Origin of the sequence: Paenibacillus sp. MMO-58 (assembly GCF_037146255.1) — a bacterium.
In the GTDB taxonomy this organism is placed as follows: domain Bacteria; phylum Bacillota; class Bacilli; order Paenibacillales; family Paenibacillaceae; genus Pristimantibacillus.
The window spans coordinates 20,262-34,671 of the sequence record NZ_JBBCVY010000005.1; the positions used below are offsets into that span (position 1 = coordinate 20,262).

14 protein-coding genes are annotated in these 14,410 nt (G+C 50.6%); 13 read left to right on the forward strand and 1 reads right to left on the reverse strand.

Annotation, left to right across the window (positions count from 1 at the left end; translation table 11 throughout):
• The first annotated feature begins 21 nt into the window (after positions 1-21).
• The 8 genes from mqnC to WFJ73_RS16135 all read left to right on the forward strand — a co-directional run bounded on the left by mqnC (position 22) and on the right by WFJ73_RS16135 (position 7,550).
• Positions 22-1,161 carry a cyclic dehypoxanthinyl futalosine synthase gene (mqnC, locus tag WFJ73_RS16100; protein WP_127493091.1) on the forward strand — a complete coding sequence of 380 codons (1,140 nt, stop codon included), beginning with the start codon at positions 22-24 and terminating at the stop codon, positions 1,159-1,161.
• A gap of 125 nt (positions 1,162-1,286) precedes the next feature.
• Entirely contained in the window at positions 1,287-2,306 is a 1,020-nt protein-coding gene (locus tag WFJ73_RS16105; RefSeq protein WP_336774043.1) for an FkbM family methyltransferase, read from the forward strand.
• Positions 2,307-2,537: 231 nt separating this feature from the next.
• Complete coding sequence (locus WFJ73_RS16110; protein ID WP_336774044.1) at positions 2,538-2,729, forward strand: hypothetical protein; 192 nt, start codon at positions 2,538-2,540, stop codon at positions 2,727-2,729.
• Between the two features lie 109 nt (positions 2,730-2,838).
• On the forward strand, positions 2,839-3,786 hold the full coding sequence (locus WFJ73_RS16115) for a putative sporulation protein YtxC (RefSeq protein WP_336774045.1): 948 nt from the start codon (positions 2,839-2,841) through the stop codon (positions 3,784-3,786).
• A 374-nt stretch (positions 3,787-4,160) separates the two neighbouring features.
• Entirely contained in the window at positions 4,161-6,098 is a 1,938-nt protein-coding gene (gene thrS / locus WFJ73_RS16120) for a threonine--tRNA ligase (RefSeq protein WP_336774046.1), read from the forward strand.
• A gap of 60 nt (positions 6,099-6,158) precedes the next feature.
• On the forward strand, positions 6,159-6,749 hold the full coding sequence (locus WFJ73_RS16125) for a 3D domain-containing protein (RefSeq protein ID WP_336774047.1): 591 nt from the start codon (positions 6,159-6,161) through the stop codon (positions 6,747-6,749).
• 76 nt (positions 6,750-6,825) lie between these two features.
• On the forward strand, positions 6,826-6,957 hold the full coding sequence (locus WFJ73_RS16130) for a hypothetical protein (protein WP_336774048.1): 132 nt from the start codon (positions 6,826-6,828) through the stop codon (positions 6,955-6,957).
• Between the two features lie 215 nt (positions 6,958-7,172).
• The gene (locus tag WFJ73_RS16135; protein WP_201008698.1) at positions 7,173-7,550 is read left to right on the forward strand and encodes a hypothetical protein; all 378 of its coding nucleotides are present in this window, start codon (positions 7,173-7,175) and stop codon (positions 7,548-7,550) included.
• Between the two features lie 52 nt (positions 7,551-7,602).
• Here the strand turns inward: WFJ73_RS16135 and WFJ73_RS16140 are convergent, their stop codons facing one another.
• Positions 7,603-8,898: an ammonium transporter gene (locus WFJ73_RS16140; RefSeq protein WP_336774049.1), complete on the reverse strand. Its 1,296-nt coding sequence runs from the start codon at positions 8,896-8,898 to the stop codon at positions 7,603-7,605.
• Between the two features lie 315 nt (positions 8,899-9,213).
• Here WFJ73_RS16140 and liaF point away from each other — a divergent pair, with 315 nt between their 5' ends.
• The 5 genes from liaF to WFJ73_RS16165 all read left to right on the forward strand — a co-directional run bounded on the left by liaF (position 9,214) and on the right by WFJ73_RS16165 (position 14,385).
• A complete protein-coding gene (liaF, locus tag WFJ73_RS16145; RefSeq protein WP_336774050.1) occupies positions 9,214-10,323 on the forward strand; it encodes a cell wall-active antibiotics response protein LiaF in 1,110 nt (369 codons plus the stop codon).
• Positions 10,324-10,329: 6 nt separating this feature from the next.
• Positions 10,330-11,376, forward strand: coding sequence for a sensor histidine kinase (locus tag WFJ73_RS16150; protein WP_336774051.1), 1,047 nt, complete (start codon positions 10,330-10,332; stop codon positions 11,374-11,376).
• Entirely contained in the window at positions 11,363-12,028 is a 666-nt protein-coding gene (locus WFJ73_RS16155) for a response regulator transcription factor (RefSeq protein ID WP_336774052.1), read from the forward strand. Before WFJ73_RS16150 ends, WFJ73_RS16155 begins: the two co-directional genes overlap by 14 nt.
• Before the next feature lie 91 nt (positions 12,029-12,119).
• Positions 12,120-12,533 carry a YugN-like family protein gene (locus WFJ73_RS16160; protein WP_336774053.1) on the forward strand — a complete coding sequence of 138 codons (414 nt, stop codon included), beginning with the start codon at positions 12,120-12,122 and terminating at the stop codon, positions 12,531-12,533.
• Positions 12,534-12,753: 220 nt separating this feature from the next.
• Entirely contained in the window at positions 12,754-14,385 is a 1,632-nt protein-coding gene (locus WFJ73_RS16165; RefSeq protein ID WP_336774054.1) for a S1C family serine protease, read from the forward strand.
• Positions 14,386-14,410: the final 25 nt, after the last annotated feature.

Here is a 14,410-nt window from a genome sequence, read left to right on the forward strand (position 1 = left end):
GAAAGATAAGGAGGTCTTGCGATGTCTACGTTGGACCAGATTTTGGATAAAGCGCTGCAGGGCGAGCGGATTACGTTCGACGAATGCGTAACGCTGCTTGAATCCGATGAAATTGAAAAAATGGGCGAGGTTGCGAATCAGCTGATGCTGAGACGCCATCCTGAACCGATTACGACATTTGTCGTAGGCCGGAACGTCAACTATACAAATATTTGCGATGTTTATTGCCGGTTCTGCGCATTCTACCGCGCCCCGGGTTCGAATGAGGGCTATGTCCTCTCGAACGAAACGATACTTAATAAAATTCAGGAAACGATCGATGTGGGCGGTACGGAGATTCTGATGCAGGGCGGTACAAACCCGAACCTGCCATTCTCCTACTACACGGACTTGCTCCGCGAGATCAAACAGCATTTCCCGGATATTACGATGCACTCCTTCTCGCCTGCCGAGATTCAGAAGATGAAGGAAGTATCGGAAGGGCTGTCGCTTGACGAGGTGATCCGCCAGCTGCATGAAGCTGGCCTTGATTCGCTGCCTGGCGGCGGCGCCGAGATTCTGGATGACCGTACACGCCGCAAAATCAGCCGTCTGAAGGGCTCCTGGACCGATTGGATGGACGTGATGAAATCCGCGCACCGTCATGGCATGAACACCACGGCAACGATGGTTTACGGCTTTGGCGAGACCGCGGAAGAGCGTGCGCTTCACCTGCTCCGCATTCGCGACGCGCAGGATGAATGCATCGCCAACGGTTATGATTCGAAAGGCTTCCTCGCGTTTATCTGCTGGCCGTTCCAGCCGGATAACACGAACATGAGGAAGGTGGAGAAGTCGAAGCCGGAGGAATATCTGAAGATGGTTGCGGTAAGCCGCATCATGCTAGACAATATCGACAACTTCCAGTCTTCCTGGGTGACGATGGGGCCGGAAATCGGCAAGCAGTCGCTCTCGTACGGCTGTAACGACTTCGGCAGCACGATGATCGAGGAGAACGTTGTCTCTGCCGCAGGCACTACGCATAAAGTTAACATCGAACTTATTCTTCAACTTATCCGCGAATCCGGCAAAATCCCGGCACAACGCGATACGAAATACAATACGCTTAAGATGTATGATGACAACGAGCACGCTTCGAAAGATTTTGTCATGCAGAACTAATTTAGGTATAAGCATCTGCCCCCGATTTTAGGGTGTGGATGCTTTTTTTATTTCCGGCATGAAATGAGGTTGAGGTCACATATTCTTTTCCATGAACAAGACAAGAGGAGAAGGATGTGCAGAGAATGGACCAGCAGAAGTTAATAGCCGCGCTCAAGCAGATGGAGATTAACCTTCACCGCGAAGGTATTCATATGAGGGAAGAAATAACGGCTCCCATATTGGCTGCCGTCTTTAACGAAAACACCATTCTGAGGAAAAAAATCGCATGCGGGTTAACCTTCGATTTTTACTACCGGACCAAAATTGCGCGCGACTTTCTGCTTGCGGAGCCGGATGATCCCGACCATGTATGGGAGCCGCAGACGACCAAACTGCTGAAGATTTTCTCCAAGAGGGCTAAGGAAGTGCTCATTGGCGGAGCCTATTTTGGCGATCAGGCGCTGAATGTCGCGAAGGAGCTGTTGCTGCAAGGGGGGATCGTGCATTGCTTTGAGCCCAACAAGGACCAGTTCTACATGCCGCAACATAATGCGGAGCTGAACGGTCTGGATAATATACGCGCTTGGCAACTTGGCTTGTGGAAAGACGAACAGGCCAGAATGAAGCTGATCGGAGAAGATTCTTTCGCCCATGCGGAGCTGGTGACAGAGCAAGACGTCAGCGGGAATATCGATGTTTTCCATACCATTTCCATTGATACATACGTGAAGGAACAGGACATTGTGAGCCTGGATCTGATTCTTCTAGATATCGAAGGGCTGGAGCATACCGTCCTTCAGGGCGCTGAGAGTCAATTGAATTTGCCTCCGGACCATGCCCCCAACATCATCTTCGAGGTTCACCGCAATTACGTTGACTGGAGCAATGGGCTGGATCAAAGTGACATTGTCCAGTACCTTCAATCCTATGGCTATCATATCTTTGCCCTTCGAGATTACAACACCAACGTTGATATGACTGGCAAACCGGTTGAAATTATCCCTCCGGACCGGGTCTATCTCGAAGGCCCTCCGCATGGCTTCAATATGATCGCTGTCAAAAATCTTTCTATCCTGGATGATCCGCAGATTAAGCTTTGCTACGACGTCAGCCCCAAGCTGCTGACCCACAAAAAATCTTATCTCCATCAACCAACGGAGTAGCTCCATAGCCTACGTTACGTTGGATTTACACTAATCAATAAAGCATTATAAAGCAGATTAGGCTCTCTACGTTGCATCCGCTCCAGTATAATGCTCCAATTTAAGCCATTTGCGTTTATCGTATAAACGAGAGCAAGGTGCGTAGTTTATTACGCTCAGTTAAAGATAATTGCCCGAGGAAACCGGGCAGTACACCAGAGCCTCACCCCACCAGGAGTGGTGGAGTGAGGCTTGGCTTTGGTTTGTGAAGCGTTGGCTGGCGTGAGCGGAGCGAAAGTAACGTACTGGAGAAGCGCAGCGTTCGCCTTTGTTCCCCGGATTTCAACCGCAGCGCGGCTTGAATCGAAGAAATCCGGGAACAACAGCGATCGGAAGAACGTTACTTTCGCGCAGCGTCCATCACCGCCATCAACAATCAGCTAAAAACAAACCAAGTACACGCTAGCCACTCCCCATCATCTCCCACCACTCCATTCGTATATACCCAACCCCCCAGCCATATACTTATAAGGGGAATGAAAGGGGTGAGCTCATGGAGCTGTTTACCGTAACGCTGCCTTCGAACATGGAGCAATCCGCTGCCCAATTAGCGGCGTTGATGGCGGAATACACTACCAATGATCTACATATCGCACACATCGAAGAAGACGCTATACAGTACACGCTGCTTTCCGATAAGGAAATCAGCTGCCAAGCGATTCTGCCGTATTTTCAGCTGGCTGACCATAGCCAATCGGTGCTTCAAGCGGCATCCAAAGCGCTTGCCGAATTCATCGTAACCGATATGGAACCGCTCATACTGGCAGCCATCATTAGGAGAAAATACAGGAACAACCACGCCATCGATGCGCCTGTCATCGAAAAATATTGCCACGAGCTGCTACACGGAACCGAATGGGATGGTCTCGGGACGAGATTTCTGGATGCGGACCGTCAGCGACGCAAAACGAAGGTAGCCGATGAGATTGACCGTTACCTGCAGGAGAACTCGGTTTTGCATTTGGATGGCCTAACGTCTTTCCGGCTGCAGCCCTACCGGACGGAATTAGCGGAAATTGTAGACTACGCTTTGGACGAATACGTACTGGATAAACAGTACCAGGAGTTTATTTCGCTGCTGAAATATTTTGTGGGTTTGCAGGAATCCAAGGTGCCGATTGTCCATCTCGTGCATAAGGGCAGCCATGATTTTGTCCTTTTCAACGAGAAATTTCAGCCTTTTGAACCGAAGCCCCACTCGGACAAGTTAGTGGCCGAGATGCTGGAGACCGAGATGAATATCGAAGATATGGTCATCAGCTCGCTCATTGCCGTCTCGCCTAAGCATATTATGATCCATACGAGACAAGATGATATGCAGGTCATCCGGACAATCGAGACGATTTTTGACAATCGGGTATCGGTTTGCACCCAATGTCCGGCTTGCAGCCCATGCTTTGAAGGGAATGGAACCATCCAGCCTGACAGCCGCATCTATTGACCAATGGGGGACAAAGCGGTTATAATTTGCTCATAACTATGCAAAAAGCAATGACAAAGCCATGTATTTGCCCCGTAATGTCGGCTCAGAGAGAGGAAACTCGGCTGCAATTTCCTTCGTGACATCAGCAAATATACCCCTTTGTAGCTGTGCCGTTGAACGTGGATTATGACGAATAGGCCACTATTAAGCCGCACCGGATGTCTCCGTTATCAGATCATTACAAGGATTGCCTCATGGTCTGAATTCAGATCCAAGAGAGCAGTCGAAGTAGGGTGGAACCACGGGTAATCAAGCACTCGTCCCTTTGCGGGATGCGTGCTTTTTTTGCGTTCATCCCGCCTGCTATCTCAACTTTCTCAGGAGGGAAATCCATGTCTATCAAAGTTACGTTTCCAGACGGCGCGGTTCGCGAGTATGCGGCTGGAACAACAATCGAAGAAGTAGCAGGCTCAATCAGCCCGGGTCTGCGCAAAAATGCAATTGCAGGAAAAATCAACGGCAAGGTCGTTGACGTATACTCGCCAATCGAATCCGATGCGGCAATCGAGATCGTTACCGTTGAATCGGCTGACGGCCTTGAAGTGTACCGTCACAGTACGGCCCATCTGATGGCCCAAGCCATCAAACGGTTGTATGGCAACGCCAACGTGAAGCTTGGTATCGGTCCCGTGATTGAGGACGGCTTCTATTATGATATCGATATGGACCAGTCTCTGACTCCGGAAGATCTGACCAAGATCGAAAAAGAAATGCAACGCATCGTTAACGAGAACCTCGACATTCGCCGCCGCGTTGTCAGCCGCGAAGAGGCGCTTGCGATTTTCACGGAACTTGACGACAACCTGAAGCTTGAGCTGATCCGCGACTTGCCTGAGGATTCGATTATTACGATGTATGACCAAGGCGAGTTCTTTGACCTTTGCCGCGGACCGCATCTGCCATCCACTGGCCGTATCAAAGCTTTTAAGCTGCTTAGCGTAGCAGGTGCTTACTGGCGCGGCGATTCCAAGAACAAGATGCTGCAGCGTATTTACGGAACAGCTTTCGCGAAGAAAGCCGAATTGGACGAGCATCTTCACTTCCTGGAGGAAGCGAAGAAGCGCGACCATCGCAAGCTGGGCAAAGAGCTGAAAATGTTCACGTTCTCCCGCGAAGTTGGTCAAGGCCTGCCGCTGTGGCTGCCAAACGGCGCTAAGGTTCGCCGTACATTGGAGCGCTATATCGTTGACCTTGAAGAACGTCTTGGCTACGAGCATGTGTATACGCCGGTTCTCGCTAACGTGGAGCTTTATAAAATCTCCGGACACTGGGAGCATTACAGCGAGGATATGTTCCCGCTCATGGCACTCGATAACGAAGAGCTTGTTCTTCGTCCGATGAACTGCCCGCATCACATGATGGTTTACAAGAGCGATATGAGAAGCTACCGCGATCTGCCGGTTCGTATTGCCGAGATGGGCACTATGCACCGCTATGAGATGTCCGGCGCTTTGACAGGTTTGCACCGCGTACGCGCGATGACGCTGAATGACGCGCATATCTTCTGCCGTCCGGATCAAATCAAGGAAGAATTCGCTCGCGTGGTTAACCTGATCCGTAAAGTCTATGAGGACTTCGGCATCAAGGAATACCGTTTCCGCTTGTCGTACCGTGATCCGCAGGATACGGAGAAGTACTTCCAGAACGACGAGATGTGGGAAATGTCGCAGCGTATGCTTCGCGAAGTAGTCGAAGAGCTTGGTCTGCCATTCTTCGAAGCAGAAGGTGAAGCGGCGTTCTACGGTCCAAAGCTTGACGTTCAAATCAAGACGGCTCTTGGCAAGGAAGAGACCTTGTCGACTGCTCAGCTCGACTTCCTGCTTCCTGACCGCTTCGAGCTTGAATACATCGGTGAGGACGGCAAAAAGCATCGTCCGGTCGTTATCCACCGCGGTATCATCAGCACAATGGAACGGATGACTGCCTTCCTGCTCGAGAACTTTGCGGGCGCATTGCCGCTGTGGCTGTCGCCGGTTCAAGCGAAGGTTATTCCGGTATCCACTGCTTACGAAGCTTACGCGCGCGAAGTGGAAGAGAAGCTGCAGCTGGCTGGTATTCGCGTTGAGAGCGATCTGCGCAACGAGAAGCTGGGCTATAAGATTCGCGAAGCACAGCTGGAGAAGCTGCCTTACATGCTTGTCGTAGGCGAGAACGAAGCGCAATCGGGCTCCGTATCGGTCCGTAAGCGCGGCGAAGGTGACATCGGCGCTAAGCCTGTAGCAGAGCTGGTTGAGCTGCTGCAAAACGAAATCGCAACAAAAACAATCTAAGTCTCATGCATAAAGCTTGGACCGTTTGGGAAATATTCTTCTGAGGAGGAAGCTGCCCAAATGGTCACAAGCTTTTTTACTTGTACAAAAATAATTTCAAGCCTGGCGATAGCTGCCGTGCTGACAGGAGGAGCTGCTGCTCCAAGCTTCGCAGCAGCACCCGCAGCCAAGCAAGAAATTCATGAAGGAACAAAGAAGAACAAGGAAAGCAATGCAGCAGTCGAAGCCATTGCAGAACAGGCCCTTTCAACGGTTCAGGTCGTAGCTACCGGTTATACGGCTGGTTATGAGTCAACCGGCAAGCGTCCGGGTCATCCGCAATACGGAATCACTTATTCCGGAGTAAAAGTCAGAAGGGGGCAAGTATCAACCGTCGCGGCGGATACAAAGCTGTTCCCGATTGGTACGCTGCTCTATATCCCGGGCTATGGCTACGGCGTAGTTGCGGATACCGGTTCAGCCATCAAAGGCCACAGGCTCGACTTATACTTTGAGACGATAAAAGATGTATATAAGCAATGGGGGAAAAGAACGGTTGATGTCCAGGTGCTGCGCAAAGGCAACGGCAAGCTGTCTCAGTCCTGGCTGAACCAGATTAACCGCGCTGTGGAAGCGGGAAAACCAATCCCGCAGACCTATTTGGAGTCATGATCCCTCTGCTTTCGTACCCGCATAATAAGCCTTCACACAGCCATACTAAGGTTGGACGGGGAGGTGAATGACTACCATGGCTAAGAACAAAAACAACAAAGCTCAAAACAACCAGTACAATGCAGAATTCGCTGAAGAATTCAACCAAAACCAGAACGCTACAGCTGGTAAAACAGCTAACCAAGCAACTCAAAAAGCACAGAAGTAACCACTACTTAAAACAATCAACAAGAGGAACCGTCTCTGGTTCCTCTTTTCTTCAATTTCCAGGATTGCCGCAAGTGGAACGAAAGGTTGTTGATTTGAAAATATTGTTTATGTCAATTTTTCTAATGTTACATAAATTAAGTTTTCAAGAGCGAATCTTTGTTGTATGATTAGGTATGTAATAAATAATCACGCAATGAAGACAGGTGAGTTAACATGACCGATCCAATTATCCATACGAATCATTCTTCGACCCATCATCGCAAAGCAGCTGAAGTGCTGCCCTTTATCGATGCGTATGTAACGAAGAAGGAGCAGGAAATCGCGGAAATCGAGCAAATGGTTGAACGTTATGAGAAGCGGCGTCTGAAGGAAGAACGGGCTTACCAGTCGATGTCCACGTTGCGCCGGTTATTGCATGGCCGGAAGCCGGATCATCATTTGGCTGTTGAGTACATCCATTTCGTGAAAAAACCGATGGAGCAGGTTCGCGCGCTTCGGCTAGAGATTGAGCATGCAAGATCTATTCAGGTATCGTCGCCTACAGATATCGTAACGGTCTCCGGAGACCTGGTTAATGAACTATATCGATAATCCTTATACTTATAAATAAACGGCGTTCCCCTTCGGAGGAACGCCGTTATTTTTATGGTTTTCTCGTGATATGGTCTACATCAATAAAATCATTCTCCTGGCTGTATGCAGGGACGCCGTGGATTCCGACATCAAGGCCCACAAGCTCTTCGTCCTTGGATACGCGAACGGGCATCGCTTTGCGGATCAGCCATAATACAGCCCATGTCAGGCCGAATCCCCAAATCGCGATCACGACAAGTCCAAGGGCTTGTGCGCCAAGCAGATGCCAGCCGCCGCCGTACAAAAGGCCGTAGTAGCCATTGCCGACGCCCTTGGTCAGCTCGGGAATCGCGCATAATCCAACGGCCAGGGTGCCGATGCTGCCGCTTATGCCATGCACGGCGAAAGCTCCGACCGGATCGTCGATTTGTTTGCGTTCCATGTATTCCGTAACAAGAACCATGGCAATCCCGCAAATAGAGCCGATCCAGATGGCAGCGCCGTCGGATACAAAAGCGCAACCCGCAGTAATCCCGACAAGGCCGGCGAGAGAGCCGTTAATCACCATTGGCGGATCCGCTTTGCGGTAACGGAACATCGTAAACAAAATACAGATTGCGCCGCCCGATGCCGCGGACAGCATGGTTGTTATGGCAATGTGGCCGATTGCCGCGTTGGTTGCGCTAAGCGTACTGCCTGCGTTAAAGCCGAACCAGCCGAACCAGAGAATAAAAGCGCCAACCGATGCGAGCGGCAGGTTGGAAGGAGATACGATGTTTACTTTGCCGTCAGGCGAAAATTTGCCGATTCGCGGACCGATAAACAAGGTTGCGGCAAGCGCAGCAAATCCGCCAAGAGCGTGGATTGCGGCCGATCCGGCAAAATCGATCATGCCAAGCTTTCCTAACCAGCCGTTTACCGCCCATACCCAATGTCCGGACAACGGGTAGATCAGACCGGTCATGGCGATGGTAAGCAAAATATAAGCCCGGAAATGGATTCGTTCCGCAACTGCCCCGGATACGATGGAAATAACGGCGATAACAAAGGCGCATTGGAACAGCCAGTAGGTTTCGTGAGAAATATTTAAACTAATGTGAGACAAGTCTCCATTAAGCATGAAACCGGATGAGCCGAATAAGCCGCCGATGTCTTTGCCATACATGATGGCAAAACCGAAGAAGTAAAAGACAAGTGCACCAAATACAATGTCGACAAATACCTTCATAATAATGCTAACCGCATTCTTCTGCCGGACAAATCCGGCCTCAAGCAGGGCAAACCCGCCTTCCATCAGCAAAATCATTGCTGCTGTCAAGACAACCCATATGGTATCCAGCCCTCTCGACAGTTCTGCTACATCCATTGTTTCAACTCCCGTTGTTCATAGTCTTAATTGATGTAAGGTTTCTCTGTCTCTATGAATCCGCTCACCATTATAAATAGCCGAAGTAAGTAATGTCAACGTATTAGCGTGATGTTTTATGACGCAGTCTAACTTTTTTTTACAGAATTTCATAGATTGGAAGCGAAAGGGTGGAAACTGACCTTACAAACCGTTTTGAACTCCGTCTCGAGACCGATGCCAAGTTCAATCGGCCGTCCCTTTATATCCCTTCTTTCATTAGCTATACTAAGTAGCAATAAGACATTTTGAAGTACAGGCAGGGAGTTGACTAAATTGAATGGAAGCTTTCTAAACCGGCTGTTATCTGGTCTTGTCATCATTTCCGTTGGCGTATTCTTCTTATTGAAACAACTGGGCATGATTGATTACGACATTAGTATTGGCGAGATTATCTCCAATTATTGGCCGGTCGTGCTGCTATGGATCGGTCTGCACGGACTGCTTGCGGGTCGTCAGGGTCACGGCTCGGGCTGGTGGGCAGGGATGATGATTATACTCGGCTTTCTGTTCCTGGGTCATAACCTGGAATGGTTCGCCTGGTCGTTTAGCGACATCATTTCTTATGCCTGGCCGATCATTATCATCTTAGTGGGCATTAACTTCTTGCGCCGTCCGCGGCACAGACATCAAGAACCGCCGCAGTATGAAGACGAGTGGAAGTCTTACAATGCTTATACCGATTACAAAGGCGAAGTGCCGTCGGCTCCTCCGCTCCACCCGGACCCTACGAAACCGGGCAGCACGGACGGAAGCCATGATTCCGCCGGCGAAGGAGATTCCTCTGCCTTTAATGAAAGGAATGAACGCGGCGAGCCGGCCGGGGAATATCGCGAAGAACCGCTCCATCGCATGAGGCATCATCATATGAAACAGCAATTTCGCCGTCAGCTTCACGAACAAAAGCGTCATATCCGCGAGCATAAGCAGCAAGTAAGGGAGCATATCCGAGAGCATCGTCAGCGGGCGAAGCATGGCTCTTTTGAATACTGGAACCACGATCCGCATGCGCAATCGAGATCGGGATTTATCGGGGATATTCATATCGGCCAGGATTATTGGGAGCTCAAACCGCTTAATATCTCGCATTTTATCGGCGATACCATTGTAGATTTAACGAAAGCGCAAATACCGCTTGGCGAGACGAAGATTTGCATCTCTTCCTTTATAGGCGACGTTAAAGTGTATGTGCCGAACGATTACGAGGTAGGCGTACAAGTCGTATCGAGTGCTTTTGTGGGGGACGTAAAGATTCTGGGCCAGAAGGAAGGCGGAATGTTCAAGAGCATCCATATTCATTCCCCTTACTATGAGGAGACGGATAAAAAAATCAAACTCGTCGTTAGCACGTTCATCGGCGATGTTCGTGTGACGAAGGTGGGATAGACGGTTATGATCGTTCGATTATTCCGCGGCGGCAAATGGCAGCTGCTCACGATGTTTGTAGCTTCTTCCGTAACCGCGCTGCTGCTTGGAATCGCCGTGTGGGTAGGATTAGCGGGCGGAGACAATGTACAGACGGAAGTGCGCTATGGCGCAGTGTCCGTCTTTCTGCTTGTCAGCGCAGGCTTCGGGTACTGGACGGGCCAGCACATTCAGAGGCGGATCGATACGCTTCAGCTTGCGCTTAAGCAAGCGGTAAACGGGAATTTCCAGGTCCGGATTACGGAATCCGGCGACTCTTCCTTTTCGGAGCTGTACCGCGAATTTAACGATCTTGCCGAGCTGATGGAGGAGAGGATGAAACGTCTCCAGATGACCGGTGAAGAGCAGGTGATGTCGCAGGCGGCTTCAAATGAAGCTGCTGTTCAGGAGGAACGCAAACGGCTGGCCCGGGATTTGCACGATACGGTCAGCCAGCAGCTTTTCGCCATGCATATGTGCGCTTCCTCGCTGCCGAAGCTTCAGGAAATCGACAGGGAGCGGGCCGCTTCCGTACTGGAGCAGCTTATACAGATGTCAACGCTCGCGCAGAAGCAGATGCGGATCTTTATCGCGCAGCTACGGCCGATGGAGCTTGAAGGGCGTACGCTGCTGGAGGCGCTTGATAAGTGGTTTCCGGATTATTGCCGGCAGAACGGTCTGCAGGGCGTCTTCGATTGGCGGTTGAACGAGCCGCTTACGGAAGCCAAGGAGCATCAATTGTTCCTTATAGTACAGGAGGCAATGGCGAATGTCGTAAAGCATTCCGGTGCGCAGAGCTGCTCGCTAAGTCTGACGGAGAATGAACGGCAGGTTGTGCTTATTTTGCAGGATGACGGAGCGGGCTTCCGGGCGGATCAGGTAAGACGCGGATCATACGGTTTGTCTACAATGCAGGAACGGGCCCAGCAGCTTGGCGGTCTTGCCGAAATTATAAGCAAGCCGGGCAGCGGCACCAGAGTGAAGGTTACGATACCGAAAATGTGGCGGAGGAATGAAAACGATGAGCGGGACTAATACGTTAAAAGTTATGATTGTGGACGACCATGACATGGTGAGAACGGGCTTGCGCACGTATTTAATGCTGGAGCCCAAATTTGAAGTCGTAGCTGAAGCGGGCAGCGGGCAGGCAGCGATTGCGCTGCTTGAGGCGGGACTGGCTTCCGGCATACCGGATGTTGTGCTGATGGATTTGATGATGCCGGGCATGGACGGAATTGAGACGACCAGGCAGCTGATTGTCAAATATCCGAATCTGAAGATTATCATGCTTACAAGCTTCCTGGAAGACGATAAGGTATACGGGGCCATTGAAGCGGGAGCGGTCAGCTATGTCCTGAAGACCGTATCGGCGGAGGAATTGATCTATGCGCTTCACGGGGCGGTCAAAGGCATGCCGGTTATGACGGCGGATGTGTCGCAGGCTCTGACAAGGGGCTTGCGACAGCGTACCGCCCAGTCGGGGGACGAGGAGCTGACGGAGCGGGAGAAGGAAGTGCTTTTGCTGATCGCGGAAGGACGTTCCAACAAAGAGATTGGCGAAGAGCTTCATATCAGCGTAAAAACCGTCAAAACCCATGTCAGCAATCTGCTGATGAAATGCGAGCTGGAGGACCGGACGCAGCTGGCGGTGCTCGCCCATCGCAAAGGCTGGGTAAAAAACACATAAACGGTCAAACGGCGGGACATATTATCCTTTAGTGGTTATATATACATGAGAGTTATTCACACCCTATACGCTAAAGGAGATATGAACGGTCATGATTCCATTAACCTCATCGCTGGAAGCCCGTCAGCAAGCGTTTACCGATTCCAGAGACTGGCTGGAGCAGCATCAATTCTCGCTCGGGGGCAACTGGGACTATACGAACGGTTCCTTTGACCGGGCGCTTGATGAAGAGAATAAAGTCTGGCTACGGCTGCCGTTTCAAGTGACGAATGGCAGCGTGGTGGATATAAACGCGGATACGAATGCCGTTATTACGTTTGCGCAGCCCTATGTGCTAAGGCATGAGTATCAAGAGGGCAATGATCCGGAAGCAAGCGCCCGCGTTGTAGGAGCGTTATTCGACCAGTTCCAGGCGCCTTCCGATCCGGATGCCCATGTCGATCAGAAGTGGATAGGCAAGGCGAAGGAAGTTCTGAAAGAGGTCGAAAGTTTGTTCCCCCAATAGAATATCGCACGCCAAACTCCCTATTGAGAAATGGGGAGTTTGGTAGAGTCATACGAAAAGTGCATAGAAATAACGTCGTCAGGCGTTTTTTTTATGTTCGTTTTAATTCATTTTAAGTTTGTTTTAAGGTAGAATGTGCATGATAGGAATACAGGAATTAAGCGCCGATGAATGAAAGATTCGGCTGCTTTAACGGAATAGATCAAGGAGGAGAACGGAAATGGACGATCAGAACAAAAAATACGACGATTTCTTTCAGAATCGTGCTAATGGTGATGATGACAACAATCCGCGCGAAGAAGACAACACGGCATCAACGGCTGAAGGATCGGAAGCTCCGGGTAAAACTTCCTACTATTATTCATACGGGCCTTTCAAATCTTCCGCGCAAGACGATAACGGAGCGAACGTTCCGTCCCGGTCTAATCCTCAGGATTATTACACGGCGGCATCCGGCGACAGCGAGCCTGAGCTGGAACAGCCAAAGGTTGAAGTAACGCCTCCGGTGCCGATGAGACCTTTTACTTATAATCAACAATCCGGCAAAAGCAGTTGGCAGAACCGCGAACCGCGCAAGAAAAGCCCGATTAAAGGAATGTTTGTTTCTTTCCTCGCCGGCGTTGTAGTGGTTGGCGGCTTGATGGGCGGCTTGATGTACGCTTCGGATACGAATAACTGGTTTACTAGCAACTCGGTATTTTCCTCCAAGCAGGACAGCACGGCTAACGCGGGCTCGGGGTCAACAGCATCCGGTTCGACTAGCGGCAACGGAGGCGCTTCCGTAGCGGCGGCAAGACCGGACAACATTGCTTCCCTATTCGAGAAAGCGAGCCCCGCGGTTGTGAAGATCGAGACGTACGTGAAGCCGCAAACACGCAGCAGCGGCGGCGGCGGTATTTTGGACGATCCGTTCTTCCGTCAGTTCTTCGGCGAGGATGCACCGGACGCGAATCAGCAGCAGGATAATAACAAGAAAGACGACAGCAATCTGCAGGCGGCGGGAATAGGTACAGGCTTCTTCTTCGAATCCGACGGTTACATTCTGACGAACCAGCACGTTGTTGCGGATTCCGATAAAATCGAAGTGACGGTACAAGGCTACGACAAGCCGTTTACGGCAGAGCTTCTGGGCTCCAGCTTTGATCTTGACCTTGCCGTACTTAAGGTTACGGGCGATAAAGCGTTCCCTACACTTCCGCTTGGCAGCTCGGACAAAATTAACATCGGCGACTGGGTCGTTGCGATCGGCAACCCGTACGGATTTGACCATACCGTTACCGTGGGCGTGCTTAGCGCGAAGGAACGTCCAATCGATATTCAGGATACGGACGGTACGCGCGAGTACAAACACTTGCTCCAAACCGATGCTTCCATTAACCCAGGCAACTCCGGCGGTCCGCTCCTGAATGTGAATGGTGAGGTTGTTGGCATTAACACCGCAGTCAGCTCGCAGGCACAAGGCATTGGCTTTGCGATTCCGACAAGCACCATCCAGGAAGTTCTGGATACGCTCAAAAACAATAAGGAAGTACCGAAAGAGCCGGTTCCGTTCATCGGCGCAGAGCTTGGTGACGTAACGGATGCGATTGCGAAGCAGCTCGGCATGGATAAAGTGCAAGGCTCGATTGTCAGCAACGTTTACTACAATTCTCCGGCCTACATCGCCGATCTGAAGCAATTCGACGTCATCGTAGGTATCGACGGCAAATCGTTTAGCGGGACGCAGGCGCTGATTGACGAGATCAAAAAGCGCAAGGTAGGCGATAAAGCCGTGCTGAACATTATCCGCAGAGGCGAGAAAATGGATCTGAAAGTCGAAATTGGCGACAAAAATAAATTTAACGCCCAGTAAGCGATAAAGTAAGCGCAGAGGAAAG

Excerpts from the sequence above, each read along its gene's own strand:
- WFJ73_RS16130 (WP_336774048.1), top strand. The coding sequence starts at position 6,826 with ATGGCTAAGAACAAAAACAACAAAGCTCAAAACAACCAGTACAATGCA.
- WFJ73_RS16155 (WP_336774052.1), top strand. The coding sequence starts at position 11,363 with ATGAGCGGGACTAATACGTTAAAAGTTATGATTGTGGACGACCATGAC.
- WFJ73_RS16165 (WP_336774054.1), top strand. The coding sequence starts at position 12,754 with ATGGACGATCAGAACAAAAAATACGACGATTTCTTTCAGAATCGTGCT.
- WFJ73_RS16160 (WP_336774053.1), top strand. The coding sequence starts at position 12,120 with ATGATTCCATTAACCTCATCGCTGGAAGCCCGTCAGCAAGCGTTTACC.
- WFJ73_RS16140 (WP_336774049.1), bottom strand. The coding sequence starts at position 8,898 with ATGGATGTAGCAGAACTGTCGAGAGGGCTGGATACCATATGGGTTGTC.
- WFJ73_RS16105 (WP_336774043.1), top strand. The coding sequence starts at position 1,287 with ATGGACCAGCAGAAGTTAATAGCCGCGCTCAAGCAGATGGAGATTAAC.
- WFJ73_RS16135 (WP_201008698.1), top strand. The coding sequence starts at position 7,173 with ATGACCGATCCAATTATCCATACGAATCATTCTTCGACCCATCATCGC.
- WFJ73_RS16150 (WP_336774051.1), top strand. The coding sequence starts at position 10,330 with ATGATCGTTCGATTATTCCGCGGCGGCAAATGGCAGCTGCTCACGATG.
- mqnC (WP_127493091.1), top strand. The coding sequence starts at position 22 with ATGTCTACGTTGGACCAGATTTTGGATAAAGCGCTGCAGGGCGAGCGG.
- WFJ73_RS16115 (WP_336774045.1), top strand. The coding sequence starts at position 2,839 with ATGGAGCTGTTTACCGTAACGCTGCCTTCGAACATGGAGCAATCCGCT.
- WFJ73_RS16125 (WP_336774047.1), top strand. The coding sequence starts at position 6,159 with ATGGTCACAAGCTTTTTTACTTGTACAAAAATAATTTCAAGCCTGGCG.
- thrS (WP_336774046.1), top strand. The coding sequence starts at position 4,161 with ATGTCTATCAAAGTTACGTTTCCAGACGGCGCGGTTCGCGAGTATGCG.